Here is a 19,570-nt window from a genome sequence, read left to right on the forward strand (position 1 = left end):
TAAAGATAGGTATCAATGCATTCTTCGAAAACGGAAATAATCTTTTCTATAAACGAGTCAATTTTATCGTTATCAGAATGGCCAAAATTAATCAAAAAATTGCTCACCTGTTATCTGGAGCTGGAAGCTTGAAATGAGATATGGAGGCGTTTTAGCCACATATAGATATCAAATGACATAATTTCACTATGAAGCTAAAATTAGCGAAGTACTGAAGTAGGATGTTATTTTGGTTTCCTGATTTCTGCCACAATTTTACTGTAAAAATAGGATGTTCTTGTGTTTTCAACTGTTCTCTTTCAGTTGGATGATGTGGACAGAATATATTTATAATGTGATATCGCTAGGAATATAATGCGACATCTTAAAGATGTTAGCGGGGTTCAGCCAGTCTTGACGGAATAACTGAATCTCCGTGCCCGAAAGGCAGGGTTAGTCTTGTTGTTTGTACTATATAAGCGTAGCTTTGCCTTTGGAGCAAAAATAAACAAATGAGGTAAAGACATGAAGAACAAAACAAAAGCTAAGAAACTTATATTTGGAAGTATTTTTATATGTTTGGTGGTGTTAATTAGCATATCACCAGTTTCTGCATACACTTTGAATAACTTATGGTGGCAATATGAGAACGCTGCATTTACAACAGATTCTTCAGTTCCAAGTTCGTGGTCATATTCTATAACACAAAGTCTAAGTGAGTGGAATGATGCTGATTCTGATTTTTACTTCTACCAGTTAGGTGGACAGAATAACAAATTCTTATATGATTCCCTTGGATCAACAACGACTACTTTAGCAACAACAAAGAAGTGGAAATACACCGACACTTCCTACTTATCGAGATGTGAAATAACCTTTAATAGTGATAAGAGTTGGTCGACTACGGGAGAATCAACCAAATTTGATGTACAGAGCGCGGCTACTCATGAATTGGGACACTGTCTGAGTCTGGGCCATTCGGGTGTTACTGATGCTACGATGTACGACACCATGGCAAAAGGTGAGACTAAGAAAAGAACTCTTCACGCAGACGATGAATGTGGAATAATAGCTATTTATGGAAACGCATGAGGGGATTATAATGAACAATAAAAATACAGGAAGATATGTAATAATTGTAATTGGAATATTTTCCTTGGTGGTTATCGGCGCTTTGTTATTAGATAATACTTCTCAAACTGAATTGCCAAACAATGATGGGGCTGTAACTATTGAGTCTAGTGGATTACAAGAAGAAATAAGTTATGAAGAAATGGCAGAGAGATCGAATCTCATTATCATAGGTACAGTCAAAGAGATAGAGCCAAGTAAATGGAATACTCCCGATGGCAAAAGACCAGGTGAATTGATAGAAGATTTCAAATCCAGTGATGAGATTTATACAGATGTAATTGTAACAGTAGATGACACTCTCAAAAATTCACATAATTCAAAAGAAATTGTTGTAAGATTACGTGGTGGAACTGTTGGCGAGGATACTATGATTATAGAGGATATACCTTCCTTCAAATCCGGTGAAAAAGTATTACTCTATTTGATCGAAGATACTTATCCACACACCAAAGCCATTGGTCCTGAACACTATGTGGTCATAGGATATGGTAAATTTACACTGACCGATGATGGTAAAGCCATTGGAGTACGTAAGTCTGTGGATTTGGAGGAACTGTTGAGCACAATTAATGTCACTTAACTAAATTTGGGGTGACATTGCTCACCTTTGTTTCTTTTTTTGAAATAGTGGTATGCAAAGTAGCTCAAGGTTCCATAAAATACAGGTATTGATGATCAGGGCAGTACATATCAATCTCAAGCTTGATTCGCTGGATAAAATTATAGTAACACTTTCCGTGGCAAACATTCTTTATTTTTAAATAGATCCAATGTTCTCTTGAAAATTCGATCAATTATTGCTGAATAGATTCGAGTAACAAATTTTTGAAGTGTAGTAAAATGAGGCACTTTGGTTAATCCAAGTTTAGTCTGGATAGAACTCATCAATTCAACAAGATCAACAAAATCCCTGTAATCTTCTCCTAAATATTCCTTAAACAAAACCAACGTCAATAGCTGATGTTGTGTGTATGTTTGTTTGGAATATTTGCAGCTGTAGAGTGGCAGGTGTGAATACCGTGTTACTTGCAATCCTATATCAATAAAATTTAAGCACTTGTTAGACAAAACACAATCATCCCCTTGTGTTTTTGGTTGCAAACAATCACAGGGGACTTATTCTTACAAAAAATGCAATGAATCAGTAGGATTTAGAAATAGGATTTCTACAGAGCTGAAAGATCAAAACATTAAACCTTAGCAAAATACCAATGCTGCCAATCCAAATAGTACACACCCAGCTCGATCTTCATTTTCTGGATCAGATCACAACATCACTTGCAGCTACTCCAAATGTTTTTTCAGTAACTTAACTAAAGCGTCTGAACATCCTATATTTGAGTGTTGATTTGAAAGGTCCCTGAAGAGAGAAGGGGGTCAGTGGAGAAATATTGGTCCTGAAAAAAGACTAATGCAAGAGTAATGCGGAGAGGGGAATCCACACTACCCTTTTAAAATGTGTCACTCCGAGAAAGCAAGGTATCCCGGAACTACAAGGTTTGCTACCGGTACGATCATCAGGACGCCTATCCATTTTGACCTGCCAAGATTGCCTGCCATTTCACCCCAGATGTACATCAATACAAGGACATTGACGTATGGGATCAGCATACCAAGGAAATACCACAGGGACTTCCTTGCGATCCTGCACATGAGTACGACGTTAAGGATAGGTAACCATGCCATCCAGCTATTCTCCGTATTGGTTTTTATTGCAATCATTTGCAGCGAATAGGAATAGTATACATATAGTCCAAAAACTAACACAATAAAAATTAAAATCAAAGTTTCATCAAACATTTATTATCAGTCCATTACTTATTTTGCAAACATCTCAAATATGGTCACAAAAATATCACAGATTGTTCTCAAAAATTCAGCTGCTGCAGTACTAATTCCCTTCATTCAATTTCCTCAGCTTCTTGTGAGTCATAGATGATATTCACAATATAGACGAATCCGTCTATTTTTCGACGCGCTGAATACATGATAACTGTATATAAATTTTAGCTCCAAAATACAACGCTTTCAATGTGTCCTCAATAAAAGCAGTAGCACTTGTAATGCTCAAAAAAGAGAAAAGAAAAAGAAAACAGCAGGAAAACAACATAGCCTGCTGCTTTTTAAAAAATAAGGGAAGGATCATGTCACATTAATATCCATTCCCTTTGCCTCGGCCTTCACATCCGGGTTGTAGTATGAGTAGGCACTGCTCTCCTGCACCATTGCCTTGACCGGGAACATGGCCCTCATCTGCAATGAGAAGTTCATTTCCTCACCGGCCATCATCTCATCGATATAGAGCACGACCTTGCGGCCTGCGATCTCATAGCGCGTGATGGTGCCATCCTCCTTGAGCGCTTCAAGGCTTGCAGGTACCGGTGTGAATCCTGTTGGTACCGCAATATCAACTATCATCATACCGCTGGACTCGACAACTCCCCGGATACCCGGCATTCCGTTGTACTTCAGGCGTACATCGACGTTCACGATGTCATCCACAACCACATCGGTTGAATCGTATTCAACATCCAGCTCGATCTCCTCATGCTCGATGACTTCCGGAAGGATCACATTGAACTTCCTGACAAGCTGGTAGTTGAGCTCTCCGCTTCCCTCCAGAGTCATGTTGACACTTTCCACACCTTCAGGGACCTCGATGATGTTGACCACATCGTAGTTCTCGGATGTGACCCTGAGGCTCTTGAGCTCCTCACCATCTCCGGTCACGGTTATGGTAGCATCCACGTCCCTTCCTGCAGTTGCTGCAGCAGTCATCAGTGCCCTGAACGCCATGACGGTATCCTGGGTGCTTGAGAATCCTCCGTTGGAATTACGCTGTGCTGCGATCCATTTGAGGGATGAGCTTGCTGCAGGGTCATTGACCTCTATCAGGGCAAGGGTTGCATAGGCTGTGGTCTCAACGTTCTTGCTTGAAACAGGATAGATGCCATAGCCACCGTATTCGTAAGGTTCCGGAACCACGTCATCATAACCCCAGTACATGCCGTTCTCATCTTCCTTTGCCATTGCAAGAAGCTTGGTTCTTGCCTCGTCTGCCCTCTCGCTCTCAAGCTTTTCAAGGGCAAGCGTTCCAATTGCAAGAGTGTATGGATCATCCTGGGCATCGAGGTTTTCTTCCAGATAACTCAGAGCACCGTTCATGACCTCATCAGTGGCATAGCCGTACTCATCCAGTGCAAGGGTGACGTATGCTGTCAGGGCATAGGTACCACTGAGACCACCCATCATGTCCTGGTGAATAACGAATCCCACGGATTCCCAGGAACCGTCCTCCTTCTGGTGTGAGATGATCCAGTCCGCTGCTTCACTGAGAATGTTCTCGTCAATGGTGGTAACATCCCTGGCACCGCTGAACTGTGAGAGTACGAACGCTGTAAGCCACAGGCTGCCTTCAGGATCGCTTTCACCGAATGCGGAGAAGGCACCGTCCGAATGCCTGAAGGTCAGCTCCCTCTGGTAGCCGGTGATTATGTAGGTCTGTGCCTTGGCCTCGATCTCCGGGTTCTGCTGTCCGGTAGCCTTGAGGTATCTCAGCACTTCCACATCGGTTGAGAACAGCATCATGTTCTGCTCACCACAGCCGTATGGCATGCCCAGAAGGTCATCCACACCGGTAATGGTCTGTGCCACAATGCTTGGTGTAAAGCTCACCAGCACCTTTTCGGAATCAGGCACGATGTCCACAGGCAGAGTGGTATCCAGTTCAACGGAACCCTCTTTGAGGATGCCATTGTCCACGATCTCCCTTGTGACACCTTCAGCCTCGACGATGACTGTCTTGCGAACAGCATCGGCCTTCTCTGTGGTCTGTCCTGTCAGCTCCACCTCCTGGACACCTACTTCCGTGGGCCTGATTGTAAAGCTTGCATGGGTCACACTGTTGGCGTCCACACTGACCTTTACCACATCCTCGCCCACCAGATCGAACCAGTCCGCACCGGAAAGTGTCAGCTGTACGTCCTGAGGTTTGTCAAGATAGTTGTAGACCTGCACCTGTACAGGGAACTCTTCGCCACGAATTACGGCATATGGAAGGTCAGGGTCTATGAAGAAGTCCTGGAAAACTGTCAGGCCTGCTTCGGATATTCCAATACCTTCCGGACTGGAGGACACTGCATGCAGCCTCCAGGTGGTGATGGAATCCGGTGCGTTCAGGTCAAGGGAAGCCAGTCCGCTCTCATCCGTCATGATATCAGGCATCCAGATCCATGTTTCAGGGAAGAACTGCCTTACCCTTTCCGGCTCTGCAAGTGGAGTTCCTGCACCTGAATCAGTTGGCTCCATAGGGGCTGCTGCAGGTTCTTCCATCATAACTTCTTCCTCAACCATTTCCATGTCATCCATTGCGAACATGCGGTCGACAAAGCCGCCGTCTTCCACTTCGGCCTGACCTTTAGGAACATCAAGTCCGCCGGATGCCAGGACTATCAGTCCTGCATCATCAATCACATCACCTGCGGTCTCTTGATACCAGTAATAATTTGGATGAGCCTCTACCTGTGGCTCCATGAACCTGATCTCAAGCTCATCGAAGACCTGCTTCAGGTTGAGCCTGCCCTCGCTCAGTGCATAGACCGATTCATCGACTATGGAAAGGCCGATCATGGACTGAGTACCTGCATCCAGTTCCACTGAGACATTATCTCCGGGAGCTACCGTGTCCTTATCGAATCCCGATGACAGGTCCACTTGAGTGCTGAACTGCACATCGAATGGCAGGCTGTCGGCGGAAACCTCACTGTTCGGATTAATCATGTAGGCGACCACTTTTGCAGTGGGGCTCATCTGCGGTGTTACCGGGATGCTGATCTGTGGTTCATCGCTGGTAGCAGAATATACGGTCCTGCCGTTTGCGAACACATCATAGAACACCGTTCCCTTGTTGGTGGAATATACCTTGAAGACGATGTTCTCTCCAACCTCAGGTGTGCCCTCACTCACCTGGCTCAGGTGAAGGAAGCTCGCACTCGGGGAGTATACGGAATTCAGATGATCGGAAACGTCGACGCCTTCCGAGCTGGCAGAGATGTCCACCTCAAGAGTATCCTCAGGTACTTCCAGTGCCACAAGAGCAACACCGTTCTCAGTGCTGACAATCTGCTTCTGCTCGTCCCGGTCATAGTTATCATCAAGGAAGCTCACAACAAGACTTACGTCCTTCTCCAGTGGTTCTCCTCCGGGGTCCTTTGTGACTATCAGGACCTGAAGCGGCATACCCGGCTTGATGGAATCGGACTCAGGTATCATCTGGAGAACAAGCTCTTCCTGCGCGATGGTAAGCAGTTCAGTGGTTTCCTCGCTATGCCCACCGGTGTCTGTTACGGTAACATTGAGCATAACACTGCCCTGTCCACCGGAACCAAAGGTACCTGCAACATACTCTGTGGGTGGAAGCTCGAACTCCACAGAGCCTTCCTCAAGTGAGCCGCTGAAGGTAGCATACTCCTCCCACACACCCACATACTTCATGGCCTCGATCTCGACGTCACCTTCGACATCCTTTCCAAAGAAGTACTGTGCAGAGACCGTTCCTGTGATGGGGTCATCCACAAGGAACCAGCTCTTCTCGGTTGAAGCTTCCACATCGAACTTCGGAAGCACATATTTCTCCACCCTGATGTCCACCTGTGACATGGATGAGCCTGAAGTTGCCTTTATTTTCCAGGTACCAAGGTTCAGCTCGGAGGCCAGCGGCAGGTCAAAATAGGCAACACCGTACTCGTTGGTGGTAAGATCATCCTTGAAGACCTTCACTCCCTTGGCATCCGATATCTCCACGGTGGTGTTCTGGACAACAGGAACAAGGTTGTTGTTCAAAGAAAGAAGCCTCACATGGATGGTCTGCCCGGGCTTGTAGATCGGCTTATCGGTCTCTATGAAGATAGGATTATTCTGCACGACCTTTATGGTCGTCTCAAAGCCGGATTCCGCACCCACCGGAGTTGCAGTAAGCGTGTAACTGCCTTCCTCGACCTCCGGGACATCGAACTTCGCAACCGAGTTACCGGAATCTGATGTAGCGGCCTTTACCAGCGGGACCACCTCACCTGAAGCACTGGTAAGCGTGTACTCAACACAACGGCTCACAGGAGCATCACCAAGGAAGGACGACATGGTGACAGAGGTCTCCCCACCCGAGAAGAATGCCTTCGGGACAAGTATCAGGTACTCATCCTCTGAGGAATAGGTACCTCCTTCTTCACAGGACAAAGCCTCGTTGGCTGGTGGATAATCCACATCCTCATCCTGGCCTATACAGCCTGCCATCACAATACATGACAGCAGGAACAATACGATGAACGATTTTTGCACAATTGCTACAGATCTCATTTTAGCACTCCCGTAAATTCGATTATTATTATCTAAAGAGAAAATTGGAGCCTATACGGTATATACTTAGCTTAAACTTCGAAACTGTTCGAAGTTATAGGAGAGATGAATAGGGGAGAGGGGAAGCAATCGTATTCTCTCGTCCCTCGATCGCAATGTCGAGTACCAAGCGGATATTCGTAGAAATGGTAATTCCTGGAAGGGTACCCTGACGGTGCATTTTGCGAAGAAGTACTGGTGGATTTTTTTTGGCAAATGTCCTCCTACCTCATTTCTTTTTCAAAGACTCTATATATGCCTGCTTTCTTTCCTTCTTGCCAAACTTAAAACATACGCACTCGTCATCAAATCGATTTCGGAGTATGTTCAACCGTTCTTGTAATTTGTTGATGTCTTCTTTTCCGTACAGTTTGTATTCTTCAATCAGTCTCAATTGATCAACTAGGTGCACATAAGTGTCCAACACTTTGTTTGAACATGTACTAATTTGGCACTCGAAGTCTTTAAAGAGCCAATCTTCGAATTCTTCAAATGTCATGGTCTCGGTTCTGGATCTTAATATGGAATCCACGTATTCTTCTGTTGTCATACCATTACATTCTGTTTTCACTTTGATAAATAGTTTTTAGGGCTGAAACTATTGCATGCAAGTTAAATATTTATACCAAGTCGATTTTTATTAACTGTTTACTTTTTACAGGTGTTTGATTTGGAGCTTTTGGGGCTGGAACCTAGTGATTTAATTTATCCTTTGGCAGCGATTGCTACATTGCTAATAAAAAATGTGTACCTTGGTATATGGCACGAGCGTAAAGTCAAAAAAGAACGACGTGAATTGTGGATTGATACATTATGTGTCGATGAAACAATTGCTACATGTCTAGAAGATTTCGAGAATTTGATGCGTTCTCACGGCAAAGGTTCATCTCTTGTCAAATGGATTGCAGTAATCGCTGGGTTCGTGATTCCAATCTTGATTATTAAGCCTCCGAGTGTATCAATGGACGAAGTCCTCACTTTACTTACTATCAATTGGTATTTGCTTGTGCCAGCAATTTTGCTAATGTTTTTCACAAATTCATTAGTATTATACGACCGTAATCTCATTCGAAATTCGAAATATGTTGCAACTGGATATCATAGTCTATATCAGTTTGCATTCGCTAGCAATGTGTTTATTTTTTGGTTAGGTGTATTAATTATAGTAGAGTTCCCTCAAGAATTTATCATCGATACTGAATTGCATATATCTTTCCTTGCATCTTACTTGTTTCTTATATTCAGTTATCTTCTTTCCAAAAGCAGTTTGAATTATTATGGACAACATTTAGCCGGTCAACTGAATTATAAATATGTTGACGATTACCCTGCAATCACAATTAAAACCAAAGAGAACAGGCTCCACGGTGTGATACAGGACATATTTGATGAAGACTTAGTATTTTTGTCGACGGGAACTTGCCATGAAGTTGTCGAATGGGAAAATGTGTCAATTCTGAGAATACATGAGAAGAATTGGATTGATACAACCCTATCTGATTTTTGAAATCTTGTATCATCAGAGAATAATTCCTGAACTCTTATTTTGTTTTATTATTTTTTAAACAAGTATTTAAACCCTGTCTCAATTCGATATTGGTATCGATTCTTGCTTCACAGCCCTTCCACATGGCTATATCATGCAGAAGGTGATGTCCGCTACGACTACGAGCGTGTAGCGTGGTTCAAAAAGAAAGCTCAGTCCAGCAGATGCACACCTGCTGACTTTGCCTCCTCCAGAAGTTTAGTATCTTTCACAACGTCGCGTGGAAGATCAAATCCTGCGACGACCAGCCCATCCTTGATCTCCATTCCGAAGAAGGTCTTCAGGGTTTCAGCGAACTCATCGGTCACACTCTCATAGGATGACTTATCAGGATCTCCCTGGGACCTTACGATCATAGCCTTCTTTTCTTTAGGGATCCTCGGGTTCAAATCAGCATCAACAAGTGCATAACAGCGGTCAAGGAAAAGCCTCATCTGGCCTGAGAACTGCAGGAAATAGATCGGGGCACCGAAGACGAAACCATCTGCTTCCTCTATCTTGGTGTAGACCCCTGTCATTTCATCCTTGAGCTTGCATTCCGGCATCACATTACAGAAACCACATCCCTGACAGCCCTTGAAGTTCAGGTCATTGATGTAGATCGTTTCCGTCTCAGCGCCGCTCTCTGCAACGCCTTCAAGCACTTTCTGTACTACCGTGTCCGTGGTCCCGTTCTTACGGGGACTTCCTATAATACCCAATACTTTCATGATTCCACATCCTGAGATAATAATACATATGTAGATTTTTTATGCATAAAGTTATCTAAGGATTTCAGCATCTATTTCACAGGACGCAAAAGTGAGAACAAAATGACAGACGAAAAGCACAGGGGCCAAAAGCAGAAAGAGAAGCAAGATCAAGAGCTGCTTGATGATGAAGATCTCGATGAACTCATGGTAAAGACAGCACGATCACAGATCCGATCGGACTACAGGCGCAGCCTCGGATGCGAGAACTCCCGAAGGTGCATGGACCTGAAGAAAACAAAAAAAGATGAATGAACCTGCTCATTCTATCTCAAAATAGAAAAAACCGGTTTTCAGACAACCAGTCTTTTCTTCATCATATTGACCGAGACCACGAAACCTATTGCACAGACAACTATTATCCACAGGAGATTTCCCAGCAGGAACCATCCCGGTGCTCCAAAGGTCAGTGCCCTTATTATGATCACAACGTGGGTCAGTGGCAATATTGCCAGTGCGATGTACTGGATGATCTCAGGCAGTACGTTCAGGGGGAAGAACGTTCCACTGAAGAGGAACATCGGCGTAATGAAAAGCAGTATGGGATAATTGATGGACATTATGTTCGGGGTGACCGCTGCAATGGTCATTCCAAGGCATGCGAAGAGCAGGCCCGCAAGGAAAGCGAACGGTATGACCAGCAGTGAATGTGGAAAACTGATGAGCCCGAACAATGCAATCACAGGAAGCATCAAAGTTGCACTTATCGTGCTTCGGGTAGCTCCCCAAAGAAGTTCTCCGATTATAACGTCCTCGATGCTCAAAGGTGTTGCAATGATGGAATCGAAGGTCTTCTGGTAATACATCCTCACATAGGACCCATAGCTGCATTCGAAGAAAGCACCATACATCACAGAAACAGAGATCAACGCCGGAGCTATGAACTTCGCATAGGGCACACCGTCTATCTCCTCTATGAACAGCCCAAGCCCGAACCCCATGGCAAACAGGTAGAGCAGAGGCTCAATGAACGGCGGCAAAAAATTGAGCTTGACGTTCTTCATGAAAACGTCCTTGTTACGTCGCCAGACCTTGATCGCACCCGGTGTCAACTCCGGGATCTTGAAATACATACCTATGTCCATCCAATCTCACTCCCTCAGTTTCCTGCCAGTAAGCTTCAGGAACACATCCTCAAGCGTCGATGCCCTTGCAGTGACACTGGTAAGCTTACACTCCGATAGCAAATGGTCCGTCACTTCTTGGGGTTTATCAGTATAAATCTGTACTTCATCCCCGAGGATCTCATAGTTCGCCTGATGCTTATCAAGACATGAAATAACATTAGGATCAGCTTCGGTTTCCACTATGGCAGGACCTATGTTCTCACTGATCATTTCTTCAGGACTGCCTTCCACCAGTATCTTGCCATTATCCATGATCACGAGCCGATCACACAGCTGGGAAGCTTCCTCAAGGTAATGCGTGGTAAGCACAATGGTCACCCCTTCCTTCTTAAGCCCCTTGAGCTTATCCCACATCAAATGCCTTGACTGCGGGTCCAGCCCCACCGTAGGCTCATCCAGTATCAGCATCCTGGGTCTGTTAATCAATGCTCGTGCAAGCACCAGCCGCCTCTTCATACCACCCGACAGGGATTCGGTCATAGTATCGCGCTTCTCCTCCAGATGCACGAACTCAAGAAGCTCGTCCACTCTCCTTCTGGCCTCACTTTCAGGAATGTCAAAATATCGTGAAAAAACAAGGAGATTCTCATAAACAGTAAAATCAGGATCAAGATTGTTCTCCTGCGGAACAACACCCATATTGAACTTGATCTCACGCTGGTGATCGTTCACATCCATCCCGAAAACCTCCAGCTTACCTGAGGTCATCGGAGAGATGCACTGTATCATACGCATGGTAGTGGTCTTGCCCGCACCATTGGGTCCCAGGAAACCGAACACTTCTCCCTCTTCCACAGAAAAGGCCACAGAATCCACGGCCAGAAAGTCTCCGAATACCTTCTTCAAATCCTCAGCTACGATAACAGCAGTAATGATACATCACCAATCCTTATTCTTAATAAATAATTGTGATGAGACTTGATATAGGTTTCTCGGATATGTAAAATCCTCAAACAAAATAAACTGATAATTTTATCGTGCCTGTCAGGGTTGTATTTTTAGTTCATTTAAAGACTTCTACAGAGCTCATTCTTCATCAAAAATAAATACATCCTCTATCTTTGAATCAAAAACCTTTGCAATGGTATAGGCTAATTTCAGAGAAGGGTTGTACTTTCCCTTTTCCAGAAACAGGATCGTTTCTCTCCTGACCCCGACCCTTTTCGCAAGCTCGTCCTGCGTAAGATTATATCTGGCCCGGAGTTCTTTGATTCTGGTTTTCATGGATCTGTCTCATAGCCTTTCTTATCATAATACCATCTCAGAATATTCCATGAACCCAACGCGATAATGGCCAAAGGCCCACTCACATCCTTGTAAAGTATTTCGGTGGACCAGTTTGCCATTGTCAGGATTCCCAGACACATTACAAGTATCAAGAAGGCATGGTACCCTGCTTTTTCATTAGTTCTTACAGTCCTTTCATCACGGATAAAGTATTCCCGGGGTTTTGTAGCGGTGTACAGGAATATTACCGTGAGCATTAAACCCATAAAAATCAATGATGCACCGGCCCCGTAGAACTGGAATTGCCACAGAACCAGACCCAACAGCAGCATTCCCAGAATTGTAGCCAAACCCCGCAGAGTGTGTTTGTCTTTTCTTATTTTCATAGAACTTACCCTCAAATTTCTTTTGAACTGTAGTGGCGACGGAAAGTTATCAGCGATATCATTAAGGTAAAAAATAATATTGATATAGATTGACCTGTTTCTATTTTGAACAACTCAAAAAGATCTCCCCAGAGAATCACAGCCATTGCCAATAGTAGCACAATAATCGAGCTATTTGCAGCTTTTCCTGCCACCTTCTCTGTTCTTTCATCCTGTTCAGGTTCTCCAGATTTTTTACGCCCCCGGTTAACAATTAAAAATCCTATCGTAACTCCAACGATTACTCCTATAAAGCTGATTATATCCACTGCCATTATATTTTCTCCATATGTTTTAGGCAATTCAAATTTAGTATCAGAGAGATTTTACAAAACAGAAGTGCATTCATATTTTTATAAAGTCCTTTGGTGAATCGATCTATTTTTGTTAGGATTGGAAGGCACATTGCCAGCTCCGGAAAGTATGCTTTGATTCCCTGATCTGCATCCAGATCTCTCCTTAAAATTCCTTTGAATTGTAGTAGGTGACAAAGCCCAGCATTGATAGCATCAAAACCGGAAACAGTATTGCCAGCGTTTCGCGTGTTTCCAGTTTGAACAAACCAAAAATATCGCCCCAGAGAATTATAGCACATGCAGCCATCAGCACAACAATCGTGGATTTTGCAGCTTTTCCTGTCACTTTTTCTGTACGCTCATCATGTTCAGGCTCTCCGGTTTTTTTTAGCCTGAAATCGTAAATAGAGGACATTAAAGCTCCAGTAATCAGTAAAACCGGAAATATTATTGCCAGCGCTTCATGTGTTTCTGATTTGAACAAACCTAAAGTGTCTCCAGAGATTATCATATCCCAGAGAATCAAAGCAGATAGCATCATTAACACAGCAATCGTACATATTACGACTATTCCTCTCACTTTTTCTGTCCTTGTCCTTCCACCATGCTCATAATATCCGGTTCTTTTACGCCAGATGCTGTATATGGAGTGAACCATAATTCCTATTGAAATTCCAATAATTCCCGGCACAAAGCTGACTATATCCGCTTCCATTTGTCCATCTCCATGAAAGTTATCTAATTCAAACTATATATTAGATATATACAACATCTGTCATTTATAGTTAATGCCATCTCGTTTTTTTAAGATGAAATGAGAGAAAGTAAAGAAGAAGCTGTGGAAGAAGAGATTCCTGCAATACCCCTCAGGAATCTGGTATCACCTCTTGCAATGCTAGCTGTATTTGGATAGCGTCACTAAATTGGAATAGCCAACAAAAGCTGCATTGAGACCATAAAGAAACCGGTAGTTAGAATGATGGAAAACAATAAAAGAAAAAGTACATCAACAAATTTTCGGAATCAAACAAAAACAGAATGTATCAAATGAAAATTAACCAAAGTCCGCTTGAGCGGAGCGAAAAGGACGCGGACTGCCGAGTCGCAATTCGGGTTTGATGGGGCCGCTGAGATTTGAACTCAAGTCGCAAGACCCCCAGCCTTGCAGGATGGACCAGGCTACCCTACGGCCCCACGGGGTCGAACTATAATAAGACTTTTCAGTATATCATTCTTTCTGAAAAAAAGCTAAAAAAGAATGCGAAAGTGAAGCTTTAAGCTTTCTCCCACTGCTCATACGCATCCACAATCTCCTGTCCTTCAAGGAACACGAGGTCATGCAGACGGGCATATTCCATTGCATCTTCTCTGGAAAGGGCCTTGCCGCTGGCATCATCAAGCATCTCACAGACCACCATTGCAGGTGTGACATCCGCCATCTTTGCGATCGCAATGGAGAGTTCGGTCTGTCCCCTGCGCTCATGGACCAGCCTGTCAGCTGCACGCAGAAGTGCAACGTGGCCAGGTGTACGGAACTCAGAGCCGAAATCGATATTTTCGCCATCAAGGACCTTTTCGGTGATATTTGAAAGCTCGTTTATGGTCAGTGCCCTGTCATTGTCAGGGATTCCTGTTCGTGTTCTCCTGTGGTTCACCCATATGGAGAATGAAGAGCGGCTGTCGTAGGCAAGATCTCCGCCCCTTTCAACGGTAGTGCCAAGGGCAGGGTAGTTCTCGACCTCATCGCGCAGAATATCGGAAATGAATGGAAGTCCAAGCTTTTCAGAAGATTCACTGTCAAGCGCTACACAGATCAGTCCGCCACCGTCCCTGCGCATCCAGCGCACGTCATCAGGAGTGACAGCTCCTGCAGCGATCACAAAATCAGTCTCTCCTTCACGGCTGTCGGAATCGAAGATGAAGAACATCTCGCCGTTCTGCGCGGCCTTCAATGCTTTATTGATGTTATCAGTGTAATTTTCATTGGAACTCATAGGATCACTCACATGCACTTCGGTCTTCTATTGTAATCTTTACTTCATCCCCGTCCTTGAGATTAAGTGTCTCCCTGAGATGGACAGGGGATATGATCTCCAGCAGGTCATGGGGGTAATGTGAACGTTCAGGTGTCACCACTGCACCGGGGATGCCTTCAACCTCCACAAAATAGCAATTGCAGCTTCCAAAAGTACGCTGACCGTTGGTAAAACCGGAAATTTGTATCATATCCTTCCGGCCGGTGTTCTTCTGTACGTCTGCACTATGATCGGTAAGTCTCACATTAAGCGTACCCGGATAAGGTACGAAATCCAGCTTTTCCTCGAACTGGGAGCGGTAACCTTCCTGAGCGATGTAGTACTGGCCTTCACCAAGCCCTGTTATCACATTTCCGTACAGCTCCACCTTCTTTTCATCTCCACAGAAGATGTGTCTGTAATCACTGTATTCCCTCTCAAGCCATGTACGACCTTCATCGGTTATGGAGATCATCTGGCCTTCAGGGATGATGCTGCGTTTGATCAGGCCTTCCTCCTCAAGCTGTTTTAACGTTCTTGCAGCTGTCTTGGAACTGGTGGAAGTGTATTTGGTAAACTCACTGGACGAGATCTTCACAGGTCTCTTGAGTGCGCCCAAAAGGGCCAGGTGTTTCAAGGAATTTATGCGATGCATTTTCAGGACCTTTGTTGGCTCAAATATGAGATGCATCTCAAATATGAGATGAAAGGAAATAAATGTTTTGTTGAACCAGCTGTAATTCAGAATGCTTTATAATACAATAAAGATATATTTGGTTACAGATTCCGAATGCTATACGCATAGCGGAATACAAAGTAATCGCCTTGTTCCTGAGGAGAAGGATAATGGTATACAGATTGTGCAAAGAGGGGGAGAACAGACCGGATTCCAATGGCTGGCGTTTGAAGCTCTACAAATTGATATTTGAATCCTATTCACCTTATGGAAAATATTTTGATGTTGCCTTGATCGCAGCGATCGTTCTGAGTGTTATCGTAGTAATGCTCGACAGTGTCCACTCGATCAGCAGTGTTCACCATGAGAAGCTCTACATGGCAGAACTGATATTCACTGCCCTGTTTACCATTGAGTATTTCCTGAGGATCATTAGTGTCAAAAGCAAAGTACGTTATGCAACCAGTTTTTTTGGTGTCATCGATCTTCTTGCCATAATTCCAACTTATTTTAGCATGCTTCTGCCAGGAAGCCAGTATCTGCTAATAATAAGAGTATTGCGATTGCTAAGGATATTCAGGGTGCTCAAACTTGTCCAGTACCTCTCAGAGGCCGAAATACTGGTACAGGCCCTTAAAGACAGCAGTAAAAAAATAACTGTTTTCACATTTACTGTCATGAACCTTGTAATAATACTAGGTTCCATTATGTATGTCATTGAAGGAGAGCAAAACGGATTTACAAGCATCCCACGAAGCATCTTCTGGGCTGTAACAACACTGACAACTGTGGGATACGGGGATCTGGTACCTGTTACTCCACTTGGGCAGGCAATGGCATCCGTTGTAATGTTACTCGGTTATTCCATAATAGCGGTTCCCACAGGCATCATTACCCATTCTATTATTAACAGGAGCATGGATGCCATGCCTGTAGAGATAGCAGAAGAGATGAAGGATGTTGCAGTGAACATCGTATGCCACAACTGTGGCTTGCTGGGTCACGATACTGATGCTTATTACTGTAAATACTGCGGAGCCAAACTTTGAAAAATACCTTAAGATAAAGGATAGTGTTAATATGGAGATCCTACTCACCACAATTATCGATACCGCCATGGTAATAGGTCTGACAGCAGCTTTCCTTTTCGCTGACATGATGATACGCCACAACCTGAAAATGGACCTGTCAGGTATTGGTTCAGATCTTGCGATAGGAGCCTTTTCAGTTCAGATATCAGTAATAGCAGCATTGCTGACAGCTGAGGTTACGCCAGAGATCGCCACCGACGGTATGCTTCTAGCTCTCTTTGGTTCCCTGTGGGCAACTACCCTGTGGCAAAGTTCGAAAAGGAAAAAGATCAATTACACGGTATCATTCCTGATAGGCACCGCCATATTTTCTATTTCTGTGGCCCATCTGCTGGAGCTTCATGACCCTTCATTACTAGGACTTGTAGTTGCAGTTGCTGTGATCCTGGGTTATATCGGATCAACCATAACAAAGAATCTCTATAACGAATCCATCGTGAAAGAGTTCGATGGAATTCTGGGGAAAGTTACCTCTTACGACCTGATAGAGATCTCAGCAAAACAAACAGCAAGAGATGTAGATGATCCATTGTCTCCGGTTGTTGATAGCATTAGATGCGCTATCAGGAACAATGATGAAGATAAGTTTAGAACAGGATTTCAAAAGATCACCACCGTTACAAAGAATCTCATGACGGGTGTAAAGGAAACCACGGAAATTACCAGACACGTGAATTTACATTTGCTTGAAATGGGACTCATTGCATTAGAAAAGGATAGCGAGGCAACAAAACATATTGTCAATTCCATAGGTACTATCGGAGCTTCAGCCTCAAACCACGGAAGTCAGGCAGGTGCTATCGAATCCCTGGCAGCAATACTGTCTCTTTTCGGAGCGGCAAAAAGAAAACACAAACAAGGTATACAACACCAGTTTGCAGAATCTGCAGGAGACATCGTAAGTACAGCTGCAAAAATGAAACATGAAAGTGCAGTGGAAAAAGGTCTGCTAATGTTCAGGGAGATAGGGGACAACGCTGTGTTTTCAGGGGACACATCCACAATGACAGCAGTAAATGAAGAAATGCTGGAAATTGCAAGGATAGCAGCAAGCAAGGAATATACGACCTATGCCAGATCGATCGTAATCACAATGCGCGATATCGGTACTAAGGCCCTGAGACTGGAAAGCAACGAAAGACAGGATGCTTTCAAAAAACTGATGGACTCCTTCAGGAAAATGGGTAAAATCATGTCCCACAGGGATGTACTGGAAGTGGTCTGGGCAATGCGTGATCTTGGAATTGCAGCCTCACACGAGCATCTTGGAGATGAAACCTCGAGGACCATAACAGAACTCGAAGAAGTTGGAGCTACAGCTCTTAAGGACGAATCGTATGAAAAGGCTGATGAAATGGTCCAGCAGGTCATTATTTCACTTCAGGAGATATGCATATCTTCAATGCGTTCAGAACTCACAGTGCCTGTCAGTGCAGTTGGAACTGCTTTTTCAAGAATAGAAAAATACGATGAAGCTGCAAGCATGATACAGGATTCTGTAATGGATATTGCAGAATACAAAACAGGCGATGATAAGTTTTATCAGATCTTTTTAGAGAAATATGACGGGGAAGTTTACTAAATCCTGCCTTACTTTTTTAAGGCCAATGGAATGTCTGGACGTCGAAGAGTATAATTTTGTACAAATATTATGCGATCAACTATGTTCAGTAATAACTTTTTCAAATTCATCCGGTTTCTCAGGATAAAATACAAAACTTCGATTCTTTGTATTTACTTTGAGTAAAGTGGAATGTTTGAGCCTTCTCTCCAGATTAAAAAATAGTGCGATGAATAAAGAAATTAACATCGATTGTGAGAGGATTAAGCGAATTAATGCATCCATTGGAGCATGCTGTATCTGATACATTTGGATATCAGAAAATACACCATAGAAAAGATAGACCGACATACCTACCATAATCAGGTACCATATATATCTAAACGTAAAATGATAGTTACGTTTGATCAAGGTTTCTGTTATGTCTTTCTTATTCAGGATTGTGGAACCAAAAAAGGGACGGTGAATTTTTACCATATCGTTTGTCAACTCCACAGTAGTGCGATCCCATAGAATTAAGGCCACAACTCCCAGATACCATGTAACATAGGCTAAGATTTCAAAACCATCGATGAAGATACCCAGAACAAAAAAGAAAAATGCTATCATTAGAAGACTTATCATCTTCACAAGACTGTGATCTCTGGCTATATCCACGCGAATTATATTCCCCGGACCGGGTTGCACATCCATTTTGAATCTCCGCATTTTATTAACAATGCCTCTTTGTTCTTCAACTGCTTTATTATTATACAAAAAATACCAGAACTTCACAGAATTATTTTAGCTTATTATATTAAAATCAAGAAACTATATAAATTTTAGGACGGAGAACAAAACTAGAGATTTATGATTTTTTTATTTTGCCTTAAATAAGCTATTCTCAGCCATGGAAACTATATGTATAGTTTGAAAAATAAAATAGTATAATACCATGGAAACCTCGGACGAACTTTTACTTATAGCCCCGTGCGGGATGAACTGCGGCATCTGCACGGCTTACCTGAGAGAGAAAAATAAGTGCCCAGGCTGTAGAAGATTAGATGTTACTAGCTCCAAATGCAAACAGATCAAGCACTGTCCTACTTTTAAAAATGGCAGGGCACAATTCTGTTTTGAGTGTGAAAAGTTCCCCTGCAGCAGATTGAAACAGTTAGATGAAAGGTATCGAACCAAATACCATATGAGCATGATCGAAAATCTCGAGAATATCAGAGAATTTGGTTTAAAGCAATTCGTGAAAAATGAAAAGACAAGATGGACCTGTCCTGAATGTGGAGGAACTATTTGTGTACATGGGGGAGCCTGTTCCAGCTGTGGAAAAAGGAAAGAATGAGTTCTTTGAAATACG

General features: G+C 43.4%; 20 protein-coding genes, 1 tRNA gene and 1 pseudogene. 7 read left to right on the forward strand and 15 right to left on the reverse strand.

Translation table 11 applies throughout. The features are described 5' to 3' along the window. The first annotated feature begins 504 nt into the window (after nucleotides 1-504). Nucleotides 505-1,071, forward strand: a complete 567-nt coding sequence (locus tag LI82_RS11755) for a matrixin family metalloprotease (protein WP_048195981.1) — start codon at nucleotides 505-507, stop codon at nucleotides 1,069-1,071. 10 nt (nucleotides 1,072-1,081) lie between these two features. Then, entirely contained in the window at nucleotides 1,082-1,693 is a 612-nt protein-coding gene (locus tag LI82_RS11760; protein WP_048196329.1) for a hypothetical protein, read from the forward strand. 167 nt (nucleotides 1,694-1,860) lie between these two features. On the opposite strand, the pseudogene LI82_RS12840 reads toward LI82_RS11760, so the two are convergent. From LI82_RS12840 to LI82_RS11780, 4 genes and pseudogenes are all read right to left on the reverse strand, one after another. After that, nucleotides 1,861-2,181: pseudogene (locus tag LI82_RS12840) on the reverse strand (IS5/IS1182 family transposase); the annotation flags it as partial. Nucleotides 2,182-2,574: 393 nt separating this feature from the next. Next, nucleotides 2,575-2,799 (reverse strand): DUF5684 domain-containing protein, encoded by a 225-nt coding sequence (locus LI82_RS11765; protein ID WP_048195983.1) that lies wholly within the window; start codon nucleotides 2,797-2,799, stop codon nucleotides 2,575-2,577. A gap of 456 nt (nucleotides 2,800-3,255) precedes the next feature. Further along, nucleotides 3,256-7,467, reverse strand: coding sequence for an alpha-2-macroglobulin family protein (locus LI82_RS11775; protein WP_048195986.1), 4,212 nt, complete (start codon nucleotides 7,465-7,467; stop codon nucleotides 3,256-3,258). Nucleotides 7,468-7,735: 268 nt separating this feature from the next. After that, nucleotides 7,736-8,056 (reverse strand): hypothetical protein, encoded by a 321-nt coding sequence (locus LI82_RS11780; protein ID WP_048195988.1) that lies wholly within the window; start codon nucleotides 8,054-8,056, stop codon nucleotides 7,736-7,738. A gap of 120 nt (nucleotides 8,057-8,176) precedes the next feature. Between LI82_RS11780 and LI82_RS11785 the strand changes: the two genes are divergently transcribed. Then, nucleotides 8,177-9,013 (forward strand): hypothetical protein, encoded by an 837-nt coding sequence (locus LI82_RS11785; RefSeq protein ID WP_048195989.1) that lies wholly within the window; start codon nucleotides 8,177-8,179, stop codon nucleotides 9,011-9,013. A gap of 191 nt (nucleotides 9,014-9,204) precedes the next feature. On the opposite strand, the gene LI82_RS11790 is transcribed toward LI82_RS11785, so the two are convergent. Beyond that, nucleotides 9,205-9,762: a flavodoxin family protein gene (locus LI82_RS11790; RefSeq protein WP_048195991.1), complete on the reverse strand. Its 558-nt coding sequence runs from the start codon at nucleotides 9,760-9,762 to the stop codon at nucleotides 9,205-9,207. 102 nt (nucleotides 9,763-9,864) lie between these two features. Between LI82_RS11790 and LI82_RS11795 the strand changes: the two genes are divergently transcribed. Beyond that, entirely contained in the window at nucleotides 9,865-10,056 is a 192-nt protein-coding gene (locus LI82_RS11795) for a hypothetical protein (RefSeq protein ID WP_048195993.1), read from the forward strand. A gap of 38 nt (nucleotides 10,057-10,094) precedes the next feature. Here LI82_RS11795 and LI82_RS11800 read toward each other — a convergent pair whose 3' ends face one another. The 9 genes from LI82_RS11800 to LI82_RS11840 all read right to left on the reverse strand — a co-directional run bounded on the left by LI82_RS11800 (nucleotide 10,095) and on the right by LI82_RS11840 (nucleotide 15,546). Further along, nucleotides 10,095-10,886: an ABC transporter permease gene (locus LI82_RS11800; protein WP_048195996.1), complete on the reverse strand. Its 792-nt coding sequence runs from the start codon at nucleotides 10,884-10,886 to the stop codon at nucleotides 10,095-10,097. A gap of 6 nt (nucleotides 10,887-10,892) precedes the next feature. Beyond that, a complete protein-coding gene (locus LI82_RS11805) occupies nucleotides 10,893-11,774 on the reverse strand; it encodes an ABC transporter ATP-binding protein (RefSeq protein WP_236622744.1) in 882 nt (293 codons plus the stop codon). Nucleotides 11,775-11,954: 180 nt separating this feature from the next. Beyond that, a complete protein-coding gene (locus LI82_RS11810) occupies nucleotides 11,955-12,152 on the reverse strand; it encodes a helix-turn-helix transcriptional regulator (RefSeq protein ID WP_048196000.1) in 198 nt (65 codons plus the stop codon). After that, the gene (locus LI82_RS11815) at nucleotides 12,149-12,541 is read right to left on the reverse strand and encodes a DUF2178 domain-containing protein (RefSeq protein ID WP_048196002.1); all 393 of its coding nucleotides are present in this window, start codon (nucleotides 12,539-12,541) and stop codon (nucleotides 12,149-12,151) included. The genes LI82_RS11810 and LI82_RS11815 overlap by 4 nt, the downstream gene beginning before the upstream one ends. A gap of 11 nt (nucleotides 12,542-12,552) precedes the next feature. Continuing rightward, the gene (locus LI82_RS11820; protein ID WP_048196004.1) at nucleotides 12,553-12,855 is read right to left on the reverse strand and encodes a DUF2178 domain-containing protein; all 303 of its coding nucleotides are present in this window, start codon (nucleotides 12,853-12,855) and stop codon (nucleotides 12,553-12,555) included. 184 nt (nucleotides 12,856-13,039) lie between these two features. Next, nucleotides 13,040-13,591 (reverse strand): DUF2178 domain-containing protein, encoded by a 552-nt coding sequence (locus LI82_RS11825; protein WP_048196006.1) that lies wholly within the window; start codon nucleotides 13,589-13,591, stop codon nucleotides 13,040-13,042. Nucleotides 13,592-13,995: 404 nt separating this feature from the next. Beyond that, nucleotides 13,996-14,070 (reverse strand) — tRNA-Pro (locus LI82_RS11830). Between the two features lie 80 nt (nucleotides 14,071-14,150). Next, the gene (gene ribB, locus LI82_RS11835) at nucleotides 14,151-14,870 is read right to left on the reverse strand and encodes a 3,4-dihydroxy-2-butanone-4-phosphate synthase (protein ID WP_048196007.1); all 720 of its coding nucleotides are present in this window, start codon (nucleotides 14,868-14,870) and stop codon (nucleotides 14,151-14,153) included. Between the two features lie 4 nt (nucleotides 14,871-14,874). Then, a complete protein-coding gene (locus LI82_RS11840) occupies nucleotides 14,875-15,546 on the reverse strand; it encodes a winged helix-turn-helix domain-containing protein/riboflavin kinase (protein WP_048196009.1) in 672 nt (223 codons plus the stop codon). Nucleotides 15,547-15,737: 191 nt separating this feature from the next. Here LI82_RS11840 and LI82_RS11845 point away from each other — a divergent pair, with 191 nt between their 5' ends. Continuing rightward, on the forward strand, nucleotides 15,738-16,616 hold the full coding sequence (locus LI82_RS11845) for an ion transporter (RefSeq protein WP_048196011.1): 879 nt from the start codon (nucleotides 15,738-15,740) through the stop codon (nucleotides 16,614-16,616). Further along, complete coding sequence (locus LI82_RS11850; protein WP_048196013.1) at nucleotides 16,579-18,240, forward strand: hypothetical protein; 1,662 nt, start codon at nucleotides 16,579-16,581, stop codon at nucleotides 18,238-18,240. The genes LI82_RS11845 and LI82_RS11850 overlap by 38 nt, the downstream gene beginning before the upstream one ends. Nucleotides 18,241-18,315: 75 nt before the next feature. On the opposite strand, the gene LI82_RS11855 is transcribed toward LI82_RS11850, so the two are convergent. After that, nucleotides 18,316-18,912, reverse strand: a complete 597-nt coding sequence (locus LI82_RS11855; RefSeq protein WP_135607255.1) for a hypothetical protein — start codon at nucleotides 18,910-18,912, stop codon at nucleotides 18,316-18,318. A 241-nt stretch (nucleotides 18,913-19,153) separates the two neighbouring features. Between LI82_RS11855 and LI82_RS11860 the strand changes: the two genes are divergently transcribed. After that, nucleotides 19,154-19,555 (forward strand): DUF3795 domain-containing protein, encoded by a 402-nt coding sequence (locus tag LI82_RS11860; RefSeq protein WP_048196017.1) that lies wholly within the window; start codon nucleotides 19,154-19,156, stop codon nucleotides 19,553-19,555. Nucleotides 19,556-19,570 lie beyond the last annotated feature (15 nt).

It is taken from the genome of Methanococcoides methylutens, from assembly GCF_000765475.1.
Classification (GTDB): domain Archaea; phylum Halobacteriota; class Methanosarcinia; order Methanosarcinales; family Methanosarcinaceae; genus Methanococcoides; species Methanococcoides methylutens.

Bases quoted from the DNA above. Each gene is read 5' to 3' on its own strand.
- LI82_RS11755 (WP_048195981.1), top strand. From the start codon at position 505: ATGAAGAACAAAACAAAAGCTAAGAAACTTATATTTGGAAGTATTTTT.
- LI82_RS11760 (WP_048196329.1), top strand. From the start codon at position 1,082: ATGAACAATAAAAATACAGGAAGATATGTAATAATTGTAATTGGAATA.
- LI82_RS11765 (WP_048195983.1), bottom strand. From the start codon at position 2,799: ATGGCATGGTTACCTATCCTTAACGTCGTACTCATGTGCAGGATCGCA.
- LI82_RS11775 (WP_048195986.1), bottom strand. From the start codon at position 7,467: ATGAGATCTGTAGCAATTGTGCAAAAATCGTTCATCGTATTGTTCCTG.
- LI82_RS11780 (WP_048195988.1), bottom strand. From the start codon at position 8,056: ATGACAACAGAAGAATACGTGGATTCCATATTAAGATCCAGAACCGAG.
- LI82_RS11790 (WP_048195991.1), bottom strand. From the start codon at position 9,762: ATGAAAGTATTGGGTATTATAGGAAGTCCCCGTAAGAACGGGACCACG.
- LI82_RS11795 (WP_048195993.1), top strand. From the start codon at position 9,865: ATGACAGACGAAAAGCACAGGGGCCAAAAGCAGAAAGAGAAGCAAGAT.
- LI82_RS11800 (WP_048195996.1), bottom strand. From the start codon at position 10,886: ATGGACATAGGTATGTATTTCAAGATCCCGGAGTTGACACCGGGTGCG.
- LI82_RS11810 (WP_048196000.1), bottom strand. From the start codon at position 12,152: ATGAAAACCAGAATCAAAGAACTCCGGGCCAGATATAATCTTACGCAG.
- LI82_RS11815 (WP_048196002.1), bottom strand. From the start codon at position 12,541: ATGAAAATAAGAAAAGACAAACACACTCTGCGGGGTTTGGCTACAATT.
- LI82_RS11820 (WP_048196004.1), bottom strand. From the start codon at position 12,855: ATGGCAGTGGATATAATCAGCTTTATAGGAGTAATCGTTGGAGTTACG.
- LI82_RS11825 (WP_048196006.1), bottom strand. From the start codon at position 13,591: ATGGAAGCGGATATAGTCAGCTTTGTGCCGGGAATTATTGGAATTTCA.
- ribB (WP_048196007.1), bottom strand. From the start codon at position 14,870: ATGAGTTCCAATGAAAATTACACTGATAACATCAATAAAGCATTGAAG.
- LI82_RS11840 (WP_048196009.1), bottom strand. From the start codon at position 15,546: ATGCATCGCATAAATTCCTTGAAACACCTGGCCCTTTTGGGCGCACTC.
- LI82_RS11845 (WP_048196011.1), top strand. From the start codon at position 15,738: ATGGTATACAGATTGTGCAAAGAGGGGGAGAACAGACCGGATTCCAAT.
- LI82_RS11850 (WP_048196013.1), top strand. From the start codon at position 16,579: ATGCTTATTACTGTAAATACTGCGGAGCCAAACTTTGAAAAATACCTT.
- LI82_RS11855 (WP_135607255.1), bottom strand. From the start codon at position 18,912: ATGGATGTGCAACCCGGTCCGGGGAATATAATTCGCGTGGATATAGCC.
- LI82_RS11860 (WP_048196017.1), top strand. From the start codon at position 19,154: ATGGAAACCTCGGACGAACTTTTACTTATAGCCCCGTGCGGGATGAAC.